Genomic DNA, 14,333 nt, shown 5'->3' with positions numbered 1-14,333 from the left:
ACAACTGGCTGTTTTTTCCAATTTCGGGATTATTTCAGGGCAATCACGTCCACGGCCTGCACGGAACGCTGGCTGCCATAACTCTTGAGTACACCGATAACGGGAGCGACATCAGCGTAGTCGCGACCATATGCGACGACGATATGGTCGGTTCCGGCAGGAATGTTGTTGGTGGGATCGAGCTCGAGCCAGCCGGCCGTCTCGCCGCACCAGACGCGTACCCAGGCATGCATGGCATCGGCGCCCTCCAGGCGCTCCTTGCCGGGCGGCGGGATGGTGCGCAGGAAGCCGGAGACATAGCCGGCGGGGATGCCGAGGCTGCGCAGCGCAAGGATCATCACATGGGTAAAGTCCTGGCAGACGCCGCGCTTCAGCTCGAACGCTTCGAGCGGCGTCGTCTCGACGGTCGTCGCTTCCGGATCGTAGGTGAAATCCTTGTTGATGCGGGTGCAAAGCGCATAGGCGATCTGCATGACCGTCAGCGAGGGTCGGACGCAGGTCTTGGCGTATTCAGYGATCGCCTTGGTCTCCGTCAGGCGCGGGCTGTCGCCAAGGAAATGGTGAGGCGATTCCGGATCGAGCGACCAGATTCCAGCAACCTCCTCCGGCAGCTCGGCCAATAGCGGTGAGAAGTCTGCGGATATCGCCTGGCTTTCGACCTGTACGCGGGCCTGCATGCGGATATCCAGCTTTTCATGCGGCGAGCGCAACAGGAAAGATGTCGCCGGATGCTGGAAGAAGTCGATGAAATGCGACTGTTCGTCCGGCTGGGGCGCGACGCTGATCGAGCCTGCGACAAGCCGCTGACGGTTTGGCAGCGAGAGCGGCATCAGGCGCATGATGTGGCGCGCGCCGGATGCCGGCGTGTCATAGCTGTAGCCCATATGCAGGGTGAGATCGTAGAGGACGGTCGTCATCCGAGATAGGTCTGCGCCAGAAGGTCGGAGAGGTGTTCCAGCTCACGCTCCAGCCGATGGTAGACATCACCGTCCATGGTTTCCGGCGTCATGACGGCGAGGCCGGAATGCAGGCGCATCGCCTCGCGGTAGAAGGGCGACATCTGGCCGTTCATAAACGCATTCGGAAGCTGCTCGACCTCTCGGTGGATCTCGTTCATCTGGAAGAGGACCGAGCGCGGGTTCAGCGGATCGAGYGCCAGCAGATCGGTCACCGTCAGCCGTGCCGTGTTGACGTTGTAGCGGCGACGGTGGGTCATGACGCTGTCGCCGATTTCCAGCAGCATGTCGAGTGCGCCATCGGGCGCTTCCGGGCCGGACATGTGGCCGAGAAGGCGCGTCATGTGCAGGCCGCGTTCGATGTATCGGCCTAGCGAGAGGAAGCGCCAGCCGGTGAAGCGGTACATGTTTTCATGCACGAGACCGGCAAAGCCCGCGAGCTTTCGCAAGAGAATGGTCATCGCGTGGCTGGCGTCGTCGCCTGATGTAATGGTCGAGTGAAAGCGGCGGGCGGTCTTGGCGAGGTCATTCAAGGCCAGCCAGCCATCCGGCGAGAAGCGGTCACGGATGTTGCTTGCTGAATAGACGGCGCTGTCGATATTGCGCAGCAGCGATTCCGGCACGGGTTCGCCGGTGTCGATATCGACGGCGGCAAGATATTCGGTGACGTCAGCGAGCAACGGCTGGTTCGGGTCGGCGGCTTCGGCGTAGCGGGCGTGCCAGGCGCGCAGGATGCGCAGCGCCCCTTCGGCGCGTTCGATATAGCGGCCCAGCCAGAAAAGGTTGTCGGCCGCGCGGCTCGGCAGGCTGCCCGGCATGTTGCGGGTGAAGCTACCTTCGGCTGGCAGCAGCGTGTGGCGCTCGACCGGTTTGTCGCTGACGATCCACACATCAGCCGCCGCACCGCCGGACTGCATGGCTATGGCGGCGACATCGTCTCCCGAACCGATGCGGGCAAAACCGCCGGGCATGATCTGCCAACCATTGGCGGTGCGGGCGGCAAAGACGCGCAGCGACATCGGCCGCGGCGTCAGTTTGCCGTCGATCCAGGCCGGCGTGGTCGAGAGGGTGACGACTTCCTGACCTACGAGTTTTGCGCCGTCGCTCGTCAGCCAGTCCGCAATCGAGTTCTTGGCGGTGGCGCGCAGCGAAGAGCCGAGAACGGATTCGCCGCCGTCATCGAAGAAGGGTGCGCGGGAATAGGCCGGGCCGATCACCATCTTTTCGATATTTGCAGCCACATGGTCGCGCTCTTCCTTCTGACCGCACCACCATGTCGCGATGGATGGCAGGCGAAGATCTTCGCCCAGCAGCGAGCGACAGACGGCGGGCATGAAGGCGAGCAGGGCGCGCGTTTCCAGAACGCCGGTGCCGAGTGCGTTCACGATGGTGACGGTTTCGGCACGCAGGGCCTCCACAAGACCGGGCGTGCCGATATGCGAGTTCTGGTTCAGCTCCAGGGGATCGGCATAAGCGGAATCGAGACGCCGCCAGAGCACGCCGATCGGCTTCAGGCCGGCGACTGTGCGCACCATGATGCGCCTGTTGACCACCACAAGATCTTCGCCTTCCAGCAGCATGAAGCCGAGATAACGGGCGATATAGGCATGTTCGTAGTAGGTTTCGTTCGCCGGGCCGGGGGTCAGGACTGCGATGCGGTCGTCACCGGAATGCTTCATCGCCTGCAACGCATCGCGGAAGGCGCCGAAGAAGGAGGCAAGGCGATGAACGGGCGTTTCGGCGTAGATATCGGAGAAGGCGCGGGTGGTTGCCACGCGGCTCTCCAGCGCGAAGCCTGCGCCGGATGGAGCCTGCGTGCGGTCGGCCAGTACCCACCAGTTTCCGTCAGGGCCTCGACCGATCTCGAAGGCACAGAAATGCAGGTAGTGACCGGTCGCAGGCTTTACACCGACCAGCGGCCGCTGGAATTCCGGGTTGGCGGCGATCAGTGCGGGTGGAAGAATGCCTTCCTCCACAAGCCTGTTTTCGCCGTAGATATCGGCGATTGTCGCTTCCAAGAGATCAGCACGCTGGACGAGGCCTGCCGAAAGAACCTGCCATTCGCGCTCGTCGATCAGCACCGGAATATGGGAGATCGGCCAGGGGCGCTCGCCGCTGCCCTTGGCGCCGTAGGCCCGATAGAAAACACCGGCGTCGCGCAGATAACGGTCGGCGCGGGCGAAACGCTCGGCCAGTTCCTTTTCGGGCATGGCATTCATATGGGCCATGAAGCGCTGCCAGACCGGACGGATGGCCCCGTTATTGTCCACCATCTCGTCTGCAATGCCGGGCAGAGGCGCATAGTCGAAGACTGCATCCGCGCCGGCGCGTTCCTCGATCTCGTCCCTCAATTCCAGTGCAGGCTTCTTGCCCATCAGACCCAGCTTCTTCAAGTTCCGACCGGCCGCCTCAGATCCAGCGTGAGCGGGAATTCAGGCGAAGGCGTTTCGGCGCGCGGAATATAACCGCCTGCCGTATGTCCCCACGGTTCGAAACGGGCGAGCCGCCGTGCTTCCGCCTCGTTGCCGTTGACCGGGAAGGTTTCATAGTTCCGACCGCCCGGATGGGCAACGTGATAGATGCAGCCGCCGATCGAACGTTTCGACCATGTATCATAAATATCAAAAGTCAAAGGCGTATTCACCGGCAGCACAGGGTGCAGGCCGGAAGCCGGCTTCCAGGCCTTGAAGCGCACACCGGCGACAGACACGCCTGATGTCCCCGTTGGCGCCAGCGGCACGGTGCGGCCGTTGCAGGTGACGGTGTAGCGCGCGGCGTTGTTCGTTTCGAGCCGAACCTGCAGACGCTCGACGGAACTATCGACGTAGCGGACGGTGCCGCCCGGCGCACCTTCCTCGCCCATGACGTGCCAGGGCTCCAGCGCCTGGCGCAATTCCAGCTTCGAACCCTCGTATTCAACCTCTCCGCAGAAGGGGAAGCGGAATTCAAGCTGCGCCTTGAACCATTCGGGGCTGACATCGAAGCCGTTTTCGCGAAGGTCTGCGAGGACGTCGAGGAAATCGGTCCAGACGAAATGCGGCAGCATGAAACGGTCATGCAGGGTCGTACCCCAGCGGACGAACTTGCCATCGGCGGGGTTCGTCCAGAAGCGGGCGATCAGCGCGCGTACCAGTAATTGTTGGGCTAGCGACATGCGAGCATTCGGCGGCATCTCAAAGCCGCGGAACTCGATGAGGCCGAGCCGTCCAGTCGGGCCATCCGGCGAAAACAGCTTGTCGATGCAGATTTCGGCACGGTGAGTGTTGCCGGTGACATCGGTCAAAAGATTTCGGAACAGTCGGTCGGTGAGCCAGGGCAGCGGCAGTTGACCACGACCCGGCGCTCCGACCTGCGCCATGGCGATCTCCAGTTCATAGAGAGTGTCGTGGCGGGCCTCGTCGATGCGCGGCGCCTGGCTGGTCGGGCCGATGAACATGCCGGAAAAGAGGTAGGAGAGGGAGGGATGGCGCTGCCAATGGAGGATGATGCTTTTCAGCAGGTCCGGGCGGCGCAGGAAGGGGCTGTTGTTCGGATTGGCGGCGCCGACGACGACGTGATTGCCGCCGCCGGTGCCGGTGTGGCGACCATCGACCATGAACTTGTCGGCACCGAGCCGGGTGGCGCGCGCTTCCTCGTAGATCGCCGTGGTGATGTCGACGCAATCCTGCCAGTTGGAGGCCGGGTGAATATTGACTTCGATGACGCCGGGATCGGGGGCGACGCGGATGACGTTAATCCGCTCGTCCTGCGGCGGCGGATAGCCTTCGATATGTACGGGGAGCTTGAGTTCGGCAGCAGCGTTTTCGGCAGCGGCGATCAGCTCCAGATAATCCTCGATGCGCTCGACTGGCGGCATGAAGACGCAGAGCCTGCCTTCGCGCGGTTCGACCGACAGGGCAGTGCGCACGGCACCGCCTATGTCGCCAAGGGTCTGTTCTATGCGGACAGCGTGGCTCTCCTCCGCCTGGAACGAGGCTTCGGGCATGGCGCGGCCGGCGGGCACGAAGACGTCAGGTAGCGGCGCGCGCGGTATCGACGGATCGGCGGGGTGGATATAGGGGTAGCGCGCTGGCGGGACATAGGGCAGCGTGCCGAGTGGCAGGCGATAACCGATCGGGCTGTCACCCGGTACAAGGAAAATCTTTCCGCGGCGCGTGCGCCATTTTTCGCTGACCCAGGTGCGGCTTGCGGCGGCCTTGGCATTCCACACTTGAACGGGGAGGACATACCCCGTCGGCACGGTGAGGCCGCGGGCGAAGACGCGGGCAATGCGGCTGCGCTCCTCGGGGTCCTTCAGCTTCGAATTCGACGGATCGACGTTTTCGGGAAGGCTGCCTTCCTTGATGATCCAGTCTGCCGGATCCTCATAGGCCGGCTGCACCATATCGGGCTTGATTGCCAGTTCCCTGGCGATCGCCGTCAGGAGCTTTTCGGCATCCTCCGCCTTGACACCGGTATCCTTGCCTTCAGCGGCGATCAGATCGAGGTTCTGCCAGATCGGCTTGCCGTCACGGCGCCAGTAGAGGGAGAAGGTCCAGCGCGGCAGGCTTTCGCCGGGATACCACTTGCCCTGGCCGTAGTGCAGGAAGCCACCGGGCGCGAAGCGCTCCTGCAGCCGGCGGATCAGGTTGTCCGCCTTTTCGCGCTTGGTCGGCCCGACGGCCGCGGTGTTCCACTCCTCGGATTGGAAATCGTCGATGGAGACGAAAGTCGGCTCGCCGCCCATCGTCAGGCGCACATCCTCGGCTTCGAGGACGCGGTCGACCTTCTCGCCGAGCTGGTTGAGCTCCTCCCAGCTCTCATCCGAGAAGGGTTTGGTGATGCGCGGATGCTCGGCGACCCGAGAGACCTTCATATCGAAGTCGAATTCGGTTTCGGCCTCGCCGAAATAACCGCCGGAGATCGGGGCCGCATTGCTGTAATGCGGTGTGGCTGCGAGCGGTATATGGCTTTCGCCGGTCAGCAGCCCGGAGGTGGGATCGAGACCGACCCAACCGGCGCCGGGCAGATAGACCTCCGCCCAGGCATGCAGATCAGTGAAATCGACCTTGGTACCGGAAGGGCCGTCGAGCGCCTTCAGGTCCGGCGCCAACTGGATGAGGTAGCCGGAGACGAAGCGGGCAGCGAGCCCGAGATGGCGCAGGATCTGCACGAGCAGCCAGCTGGTGTCGCGGCAGGAGCCCTTGGCGGTTTCCAGCGTCTCTTCCGGCGTCTGGACGCCGGCTTCCATGCGGATGACGTAACCGATCTGCCGCTGCAGACGGGCATTGAGGCCGACGATCATGTCGACTGTCGGCTGATCGGGCGACCAGTCGAGCGTCGGCAGCAGCGCCTTCAGGCGCGGGCCGGCCGGCTCCGGTATCATGTAGATCGAGAGATCCTCGCGGAGCGTTTCCGGATAGTCGAAGGGCCACTTCGTCGCTTCCTCCTCGACGAAGAAGTCGAAGGGATTGTAGACGGTCATGTCGGCAACGAGATCGACCTCGATCTTGAATTCGGTCACCGGGTCGGGGAAGACGAAGCGGGCGAGATAATTGCCGTAAGGGTCCTGCTGCAGGTTCACGAAGTGGTTGGACGGCGTGACCTTCAAAGAATGGCTCAAAACCCGCGTTTTCGAGTGCGAGGCTGGCTTGAGGCGGATGATCTGAGGGCCGAGGCGGATCGGTTTGTCATACTGATAATGCGTCAGATGATAGATGCTGGCTTTGATCGACATATTGCTCTTTTATCCGCTTGCCGTTGATCGGCTTAGCTGTTCCCATGGCCAGTGTGTGCAATGCAGCGAAAGAATGCAAGGCGGAAAGGTTAGCGTGGTGACCGCTTTCAGGCTGCGCGGTTGAATGTCACGGAAGCTTTGAGGCCCCTGCCGCCACGGCCTGATATCAGTACGAGCCTCGCATTGAAAAGATTGGCGATTTCCTCGACGATCGGCAGGCCGAGACCGGCACCGGGCGCACCGGATTCATTGCCGCGGGAGAAGCGCTTTCTGACCGCTTCCAGCTTTTCCGGCAGAATGCCCGGGCCGTTATCCTCGACTTCCAGCCTGACCGTTTCCGCATCCTCCATGATACGGACAGTCACTTCCGCGCCCTTGCCCGCATAGGCGATGGCATTGCCCGCGAGATTGCGCAGCATTTCGCCGATCAGCAGTGGTTCGGCGCGGATCATCGCCGGCCCTTCACCCTCGAAGCCGAGATCGATGCCGGCTTCGGCGGCACGGGGGATCTGCTCGCCGGTGATTTCCTGGGCGATAGCGGTGAGGTCGATGGCCGAGACCGTCAGCGCTTCCTTGGCGGTTGCGGCATCGATCTTGGCCATCAGCAGAAGCTGGGCAAGGATGCGCTCGGCGTGGGCAACCGCCTGATCGCCCTTGAGGGCAGCATGCTGCGCGTCATCCAGAGAGCCGGCCCGGACGGAGAGGGCAAGTTGGGTGCGGATGATGGCAAGCGGCGTGCGGAGCTGGTGGCTGGCATTGCCGGTGAAATTGCGGAGCGCATCGAGCGCTGATTGCAGGCGCACCATGAAGGAGTTGACGGTGTCGACGAGCGGCTGCACTTCGCTCGGAACGGATTGCTCGATCGGATGCAGGTCGTCGGGGTTGCGCTCGCCGATGGCATCGCCGAGCTTGTAGAGCGGCCGCAGCGCCACGGTGACGGAAATCCAGACGATGATTGCAGCGCCAGCGATCATCAAGGCAAGACGCAGCGCCGAGCGGACGAGAATCGCCCGCGCAAGCTGACGGCGGGCAATGGTGGTTTCGGCGACGGTGACGACGAAAGGCACGGAGCGGATGCCGGTCGAGGCGGATCGTTCGAGCGTCGCCACGCGGATCGGCTCGCCGCGGAAGATGTCGTCGGCAAAGGCAGCCGTATCGCCCTGCGTTTCCTTCAATACCGGCAGCGCCTGGTAACCGGTGATGAAATTTCCGGGCGGGCCGTCGACGCGGTAAAAGACGCGGTCCTGCGCTGCCGAAGTCAGCATTTCCAGCGCGACATAGGGAATGTCGACCTCGAGCGTGCCGTCTTCAGCAACGACGACCCGTTCGGCAATCGCCAGCGCGGAGCCCGCCAGCACGCGGTCGGAAACGATGTTCGAGGTCTGCACGGCCTCGCGCCAGGTATCGGCAAGCGCCAGCGTGCCGATGACGGCGGTCGAGACAAGCAGCCAGAAAAGCAGTCGGCGCCGGAGTGAATAGGCAGCCGTCATGAGGCCTCTGGCAGCTTGTCGAGATAGTAGCCGATGCCGCGGGCGGTCTTGACCGTCAGGCCATGCGGCGAAAGCCTTTTTCGCAGGCGGCTGACATATTGCTCGATGGCATTGGCGGAGATGTCGTCGTCGAAAGCGGTCAGCGATTGCATGATTGCTTCCTTGGCGACGACCTTGCCGGCGCGCATGAAGAGGATTTCGAGCAGACCGAGCTCGCGAGCGGGAATATCGAGCGGTATGGCGCCGGCGGAAAAGGCGCGGGAATTAAGGTCGAGCGAGATCGATCCGAAACTGACCGTCGAGGAGTGCAGCCCGGCCTGACGGCGAAGAAGCACGCGGACGCGTGCCTCGAATTCGGCAATGTCGAAGGGTTTGATGAGATAGTCGTCCGCACCGAGATCCAACCCCTTCACACGTTCTTCCGGTGATCCGCGGGCTGTCAGGATCAGCACGGCAGCCCGGCTGCCGCGAGCGCGCATGGCGCGCAGCACATCGAGCCCGTCCATCTCCGGCAGGTTCAGATCGAGAATGACGAGATCGAAATTTTCCGCGGCGATGACGGCATTGGCCGAGGCACCGTCATGGACGACATCCACCGCATGGCCCGTGCCGCGCAAGATCGCCGACAGGCCGTCGGCCAGTGCAATATTGTCTTCGGTGAGCAGGATGCGCAACGGATGTTCCCCAGATTTTTCAGCGAGTTTATCAGGGATGGCAATCTGATGTCACAGCGATTCTGGGAATTGGTGAACGGAGGATGGTATTTGCTCCCGTTCATCACGAGCCCTGTCGCCACGACGCCGTAAACCAGTTTCACTCCGCGCCGAATACCGATGGTAGGTGAAAGCTGTCATGATAGACTGCGGGAGGGTCGTGGAGGCTTTGCAGATGGGGAACGTATCGGTCGCGCTCGCGGAAAGCCCGGAAGAGATCGATGCCGTTCGACATCTCAGTCGCGCCTTCCGACAATGGCTTTACGACAACTATTCGGATGAGCGGGCGCAGATCGAACTTTATTACAGTCCGGAAAAGTTCGAGGCGATGCTCGCCGACCTGCCGAAAATCCACGCAAGGCCACAAGGCGCTATCTTCCTGGCGCGGCTCGGCGGAGAGATTGTCGGCTGCGTGATGCAGCACGAGATCGCGCCGGGCATTTCGGAGATGAAACGGCTCTTCGTTTCCGATTCAGCACGCGGCAGCGGCGCGGCGCTGGCGCTCTGCGAAGCTTCTCTCGCGCAGGCCAGGAAGGATGGCTACAGGATGATGCGGCTCGATACCGGCCGTCGGCAGATCGCAGCGCAGAAGCTATATCGGCGCCTGGGTTTTCAAGAGCGAGACGCCTATTACGAGATCCCTGAAGATCTGAAGCCGATCCTGATGTTCTTCGAGCGCGAGCTTTGAAGTCCGGCTGCAGCGCCCGCCGGAAGCCGACCCTTGTCTGGCCTGAGCAGCTCGGGCATTCTTGCGCGATGAGGAGCCTTTTCATTCTGTTCCTGTGCCTGGTGCCCGGCCTTGCCGCCGCGGATCAGGTCTTCTATCCGGCAAAGTCGGGCAATTCCGATGCGCCGGTGCTGACTGTCTATTCCTCGCTCGACGAGCCATTGGCGCAGCCGATGATCCGTGGCTTTCAGGAGGCCAATCCGGATGTGGCGGTCAAATATGAGGACATGCTGACCGGGGACATCTACGACCGCATCGTCAAAGAGACGGATGCCGGCGATAAGACTGCGGACTTCGCCTTCTCCTCTGCGATGGACCTGCAGGTGAAGCTTTCGAACGACGGCTATGCGCAGGTGAGCAACCTGCCGATGAGCGCCCAATGGCCGAAATGGGCGAACTGGCGCAACACCGCCTATGCGCTGACCTTCGAACCCGCGGTTTTTGTTTATCACAAGCCGAGTTTCATCCATGAGCCGGTGCCGAGTTCGCGGGCGGAATTCGTCGATTACCTGAAGCGCAAGGGTAACGAGGTCTATGGGCGGATCGGCACCTATGACATCGAACGTTCCGGCGTGGGCTTTTTGTTCATGGCGCGCGATCAGGAACAGTTCGGCGATATCTGGTCGGTGATCGGGGCGATGGGGGCTGCGGGCGTGAAGCTCTATTCCACGAGTTCGGCGATCCTGGAGCGGGTGGCCGACGGGCGCTTCGTGCTCGGCTATAATATTCTCGGCTCCTATGCGGCCGACTGGGCCTCGCGTCACCCTGACGTCGGTATCGTTCTGCCGAAAGACTATACGGTTGTAATGTCGCGCATCGGCCTGGTGCCGCAGGCAGCCGCCGAGCCGGAACTGGGGCGGCGCTATCTCGCCTTCTTCATGTCAAAGGAAGGCCAGACGATCATGGCCCGCGAGTTGCAGATCCCGGCCGTCAGCCCGGAAGTGGCCGGTGAGAATACCGCCAATACGTTGCAGGAACTGCTTGGCGCACAGTTGCGTCCGGTGCCCGTCAGTCCGGGTCTGATGGTCTATCTCGATCAGGTGAAGCGGGCACGGCTGATTGCGCACTGGAATGAGGTGCTGCGGACGCAGTAAAAATCTCGCTCGCCAATCTCGCCGTTAGGCGGGAATGGTCCGAGTTCTAGGTCGGAAATGCATCAGGGCGAGGGTGCTTCCGGCGAACCTCGCCCTTTCGCAGCGATGTGGCCGCAATAGCTGCAATCAGCCTTTGCGTATCACCACTTCCAGATATTCAGCCGGCACGACCATGGTGCCATCCTTGGCGCGGTTGAAGCGGGCGATGAGCGCAAGAAAATCCTTCTCAAGCGCCACCTTGCCGGGCTCTGGCAGAGCTTCAAAAGCTTTGTGGACAGGGCCATACCAGGTGCGGAACACTTCCAGCCAATGCTCGGGCGAGCGGTAGCGGAAATTGTACATGAGCGACGTCGCCTCGATGCTGGCCTGGCCTCCGAACATTTCTTCCAGCCTTGCCTTGGTCCCCCACAGGGCCGGCGACCTGACGCCCGGCATTGGCGGAATATGCTGGCCTATCGTCTTGAAGACCTGGCCGATGAAGCTCTCCGGCGTCCAGTTCGCCATGCCGATGCGCCCGCCCGGCCGGCAGACGCGCAGCATCTCCCTTGCTGCCTTGTCCTGATCCGGTGTGAACATGACGCCGAAGGTGGAGACCACGACATCGAAGCTTGCGTCCTTGAACGGCAGGGCTTCGGCGTCGGCCTGCTGGAACTCTACCGCCAGGCCGTTCGCCATCGCCCGTTCTCGGCCGCGCTCCAGAAGTTCCGGAACGTAGTCGGTCGAAGTCACCTCGGCCCAGCGCCTGGCGGCGGCAAGTGTGGCATTGCCGTTGCCGGCGGCGATATCGAGCACCTTTTCACCGGACCGCAGGTCGAGGGCTTCGCAGAGGCTTTCACCGACGATCTGCAGCCGGGCGCCGATGACGGAATAGTCGCCGGATGCCCAGGCGACCTGCTGGCGCGACTTCAACGCGGCGAAATCGGGTGCGGGCTGTGTTGCGGTATTGAGCGTGGTTTGCATGGCATGTCTCCTCTCATGTCGGCGAGCACAGGCTGTTGGTGCGATCGCTCGCCGGTTTTGCAATGATATTCAGGTGTATGCGCAGCGTTCGACCGGCTTCTGGAAGCGTCTCRGGTCGGCTCACACGAGATCGTGCCTCGGGATGTGCGATAGGCCTAGTGTAGAAAATGGACCGGGACCGGTACAAAAAATGGATCAGGCGGCTGCATAGGAGCTGCGCACCATCCAGTTTCCGATGCTTGCGGCAAGTGACGTATCGCCGATGAAGGAGATGCGCTCCCCGGCGATCTCCATATCGAGACTGGAATGCCCCATCCAGGCCGAGGTCATCGCCTTCAAATCGGCGGTGACGAAGAGATCGACATCGTAACCTGGATCCGTGAGGCAGAGGTCCACGGGCGTGCCCAGCCGCGCCACCAGCCAGTAATGCCGTTCGTCGCGCGGCAATTCGGGATAGGTGAACTGGATAACGCTGCGCTTGCGCAAAGGCAGGGCGGCGGCATTGACCTTGCGGCGCATGTTCCACATCAGAATGCGGGCATCGAGCTTTTCGAGCGTTACGTTGGCGTCGATATTGCGATGCGCCCAAGTGCCGAGCGCGTGCACGATCGGCTCAAGCTCGTTGGCAATCTCGGTGGTTTTGTAGGCGATCTCGCCGGTCGTACGGTTTTCCGAGCGGGTGACGAGACCGTTTGCCTCCATGTCACGCAGCCGCTTTGCCATGAGGGTTGGCGACATTCCGGGCACGCCGCGCCGGATCTCGTTGAACCGCGTGGAGCCGGACCACATTTCGCAGAGTAGCAGCAAGGTCCACCGCGGCTCAAGCAACTCGCACGCCTTGGAAACCGGACAAAACTGGTTGTAACCGCCATTTGCCATCGGATCGCCCTCCGTGGCCGAGTATCGGCCAAGTTCCTGAGGGCGTCCAGTACGGACAATGTATTAATCCGGTCGCCTTTCGCGGGCAGGCAGCCGAATTACGGCAAAAAAGTGTCCTGCTGCACTGGATATCCTGATGATGTCAGCTAAATGACAGCTTCATATGATGGCTTGGGCTACTTCCTTTCCGTGGAGGCGGAGAGTTGAAGAATTCCGGGAGGACTTCCGCTCGCTRTCAGGACAATTGCGTCCACCGATCGGTGATCTCTCCTCATTTTCAAAAATAGCACTGGCGGTCCGCTCAGCCGCAGCACGGAGGACACATCGTGAAGCACACTTTCATCGCAACTCTTTTGGCAGCGGCTATCGCGCTGCCGGCCTATGCGGCCGATTACACAATCATCGCTCCGGCAGCGCCCGGCGGCGGCTGGGACCAGACGGCCCGCTCGCTGCAGACGGTGCTGCAGCAGGAGGGCATTTCCAAAAGCGTCCAGGTTCAGAACGTACCGGGCGCAGGCGGCTCTATCGGCCTTGCCCAGTTCAGCAGCCAGAGTGCGGGCAATCCGAACGCTCTCATCGTCGGCGGCTATGTCATGGTCGGCGCGTTGCTGACCAACAAGTCGGTCGTCACGCTGAAGGACGTCACGCCGATCGCCCGTCTGACCGGCGAATATGAAGCCGTCGTCGTTCCGGCCGCGTCGGATATCAAGACACTTGCCGATCTCGTCACCAAGCTGAAGGCTGATCCGGGCGCCGTTTCCTGGGGCGGCGGTTCTGCCGGCGGCACGGACCATATCGCCGTTGGCCTGATCGCCAAGGCTTCCGGCGTCGATCCGACGAAGATCAACTATGTCGCCTTCTCGGGCGGTGGCGAAGCACTCGCTGCTATCCTCGGCGGCCAGGTCACGGCCGGCATTTCGAGCTACAGCGAGTTCGAATCGCAGGTCAAGGCCGGCACGTTGCGCCTGCTCGGAGTTTCCAGCGATGCCCGTATCGCCGGTGTCGATGCCCCGACCTTCAAGGAAGCCGGTACCGACGTGACCATCCAGAACTGGCGCATGGTCGCTGCCGCTCCGGGCCTGACCGATGAAGAAGTCGCCTCGATCGCTTCTGACTTCGACAAGCTGCACAAGTCTGCCGCCTGGCAGGAAACTCTGAAGACCAAGGGCTGGGCCGACACCTACCTCGCGGGTGACGAGTTCAAGGCGCAGCTCGAAAAGGATGTCTCCGCTACCGAAGGCATTCTCAAAGATATTGGTCTCGTTCAATGAGTGAGGCCGATACCTCATCGCCAATGACGCGCCGCCCTGATTGGGCGGCGCTGGTCATTGCCGTTTTCCTTATCGCCGTCGCTGTCGTGGTGTTCTGGGATGCTTCGCATTTGAAGACGATCGCGCAGTATGACCGCATCGGCCCGTCGACTGTGCCGAAAGTCGTCGCTCTCGGCCTCTTCTGTCTTGGTATCTGGACGGCGATCGAAGCCTGGCGCGGGGACTTTCCAGAGCGTGAGCATCAGGAAGTGGCACCTGTCATCTGGGTCATCGCGGGCCTTGCCGGGCAGATGCTGCTGCTGCGCATTGCCGGCTTCTCGATCGCGACAGGCGTGCTCTTTGCGCTGACGGCGCGCGGTTTCGGCAAGCGGCAGATCTGGTTCTCGCTGCCGGTCGGCATCATCATGAGCTTCATCGTCTGGGCGATCTTCTCGCAGCTTCTGCAGCTTACGCTGCCGGCAGGTCCGCTCGAACACCTGTTCTTCTGATAGCGCTCGCCTCGCGCAGGGCGCCATCAGTTCCTTTGC

General features: G+C 62.1%; 11 protein-coding genes. 4 read left to right on the top strand and 7 right to left on the bottom strand.

Annotated elements, in window-relative coordinates; genetic code table 11:
- Positions 1–29 precede the first annotated feature (29 nt).
- The 5 genes from AC1D35_RS04380 to AC1D35_RS04360 form a co-directional block, all read right to left on the bottom strand.
- The gene (locus AC1D35_RS04380) at positions 30–917 is read right to left on the bottom strand and encodes a transglutaminase family protein (protein ID WP_477938239.1); all 888 of its coding nucleotides are present in this window, start codon (positions 915–917) and stop codon (positions 30–32) included.
- Complete coding sequence (locus tag AC1D35_RS04375) at positions 914–3,331, bottom strand: circularly permuted type 2 ATP-grasp protein (RefSeq protein ID WP_113296040.1); 2,418 nt, start codon at positions 3,329–3,331, stop codon at positions 914–916. Before AC1D35_RS04375 ends, AC1D35_RS04380 begins: the two co-directional genes overlap by 4 nt.
- Positions 3,332–3,345: 14 nt before the next feature.
- On the bottom strand, positions 3,346–6,672 hold the full coding sequence (locus tag AC1D35_RS04370; protein ID WP_113310329.1) for a transglutaminase family protein: 3,327 nt from the start codon (positions 6,670–6,672) through the stop codon (positions 3,346–3,348).
- A gap of 107 nt (positions 6,673–6,779) precedes the next feature.
- On the bottom strand, positions 6,780–8,162 hold the full coding sequence (locus tag AC1D35_RS04365) for a sensor histidine kinase (protein ID WP_113296042.1): 1,383 nt from the start codon (positions 8,160–8,162) through the stop codon (positions 6,780–6,782).
- Positions 8,159–8,836: a response regulator transcription factor gene (locus AC1D35_RS04360; protein ID WP_113296043.1), complete on the bottom strand. Its 678-nt coding sequence runs from the start codon at positions 8,834–8,836 to the stop codon at positions 8,159–8,161. The genes AC1D35_RS04365 and AC1D35_RS04360 overlap by 4 nt, the downstream gene beginning before the upstream one ends.
- A gap of 214 nt (positions 8,837–9,050) precedes the next feature.
- Between AC1D35_RS04360 and AC1D35_RS04355 the strand changes: the two genes are divergently transcribed.
- Positions 9,051–9,563, top strand: a complete 513-nt coding sequence (locus AC1D35_RS04355; RefSeq protein WP_113310328.1) for a GNAT family N-acetyltransferase — start codon at positions 9,051–9,053, stop codon at positions 9,561–9,563.
- 68 nt (positions 9,564–9,631) lie between these two features.
- Entirely contained in the window at positions 9,632–10,696 is a 1,065-nt protein-coding gene (locus AC1D35_RS04350; protein WP_113310327.1) for an ABC transporter substrate-binding protein, read from the top strand.
- Between the two features lie 126 nt (positions 10,697–10,822).
- Here the strand turns inward: AC1D35_RS04350 and AC1D35_RS04345 are convergent, their stop codons facing one another.
- Both AC1D35_RS04345 and AC1D35_RS04340 read right to left on the bottom strand, forming a co-directional pair.
- Positions 10,823–11,656: a class I SAM-dependent methyltransferase gene (locus tag AC1D35_RS04345; RefSeq protein ID WP_113296044.1), complete on the bottom strand. Its 834-nt coding sequence runs from the start codon at positions 11,654–11,656 to the stop codon at positions 10,823–10,825.
- 195 nt (positions 11,657–11,851) lie between these two features.
- Positions 11,852–12,535, bottom strand: coding sequence for a winged helix-turn-helix transcriptional regulator (locus AC1D35_RS04340; RefSeq protein WP_113296045.1), 684 nt, complete (start codon positions 12,533–12,535; stop codon positions 11,852–11,854).
- 326 nt (positions 12,536–12,861) lie between these two features.
- On the opposite strand from AC1D35_RS04340, the gene AC1D35_RS04335 reads away from it, so the two are divergent.
- Together AC1D35_RS04335 and AC1D35_RS04330 are read left to right on the top strand one after the other, a co-directional pair.
- Entirely contained in the window at positions 12,862–13,806 is a 945-nt protein-coding gene (locus AC1D35_RS04335; RefSeq protein ID WP_113296046.1) for a Bug family tripartite tricarboxylate transporter substrate binding protein, read from the top strand.
- A complete protein-coding gene (locus AC1D35_RS04330) occupies positions 13,803–14,294 on the top strand; it encodes a tripartite tricarboxylate transporter TctB family protein (protein WP_113310326.1) in 492 nt (163 codons plus the stop codon). The genes AC1D35_RS04335 and AC1D35_RS04330 overlap by 4 nt, the downstream gene beginning before the upstream one ends.
- The last annotated feature ends 39 nt before the right edge of the window (positions 14,295–14,333 follow it).

The organism is Rhizobium sp. P1_E6 (assembly GCF_056405875.1).
This window is presented reverse-complemented; position numbering and strand designations above follow the sequence as displayed.

What these genes read in the sequence shown, in the direction of transcription:
- AC1D35_RS04370 (WP_113310329.1), bottom strand. Translation starts at nt 6,672, where the DNA reads ATGTCGATCAAAGCCAGCATCTATCATCTGACGCATTATCAGTATGAC.
- AC1D35_RS04365 (WP_113296042.1), bottom strand. Translation starts at nt 8,162, where the DNA reads ATGACGGCTGCCTATTCACTCCGGCGCCGACTGCTTTTCTGGCTGCTT.
- AC1D35_RS04355 (WP_113310328.1), top strand. Translation starts at nt 9,051, where the DNA reads ATGGGGAACGTATCGGTCGCGCTCGCGGAAAGCCCGGAAGAGATCGAT.
- AC1D35_RS04350 (WP_113310327.1), top strand. Translation starts at nt 9,632, where the DNA reads ATGAGGAGCCTTTTCATTCTGTTCCTGTGCCTGGTGCCCGGCCTTGCC.
- AC1D35_RS04345 (WP_113296044.1), bottom strand. Translation starts at nt 11,656, where the DNA reads ATGCAAACCACGCTCAATACCGCAACACAGCCCGCACCCGATTTCGCC.
- AC1D35_RS04340 (WP_113296045.1), bottom strand. Translation starts at nt 12,535, where the DNA reads ATGGCAAATGGCGGTTACAACCAGTTTTGTCCGGTTTCCAAGGCGTGC.
- AC1D35_RS04330 (WP_113310326.1), top strand. Translation starts at nt 13,803, where the DNA reads ATGAGTGAGGCCGATACCTCATCGCCAATGACGCGCCGCCCTGATTGG.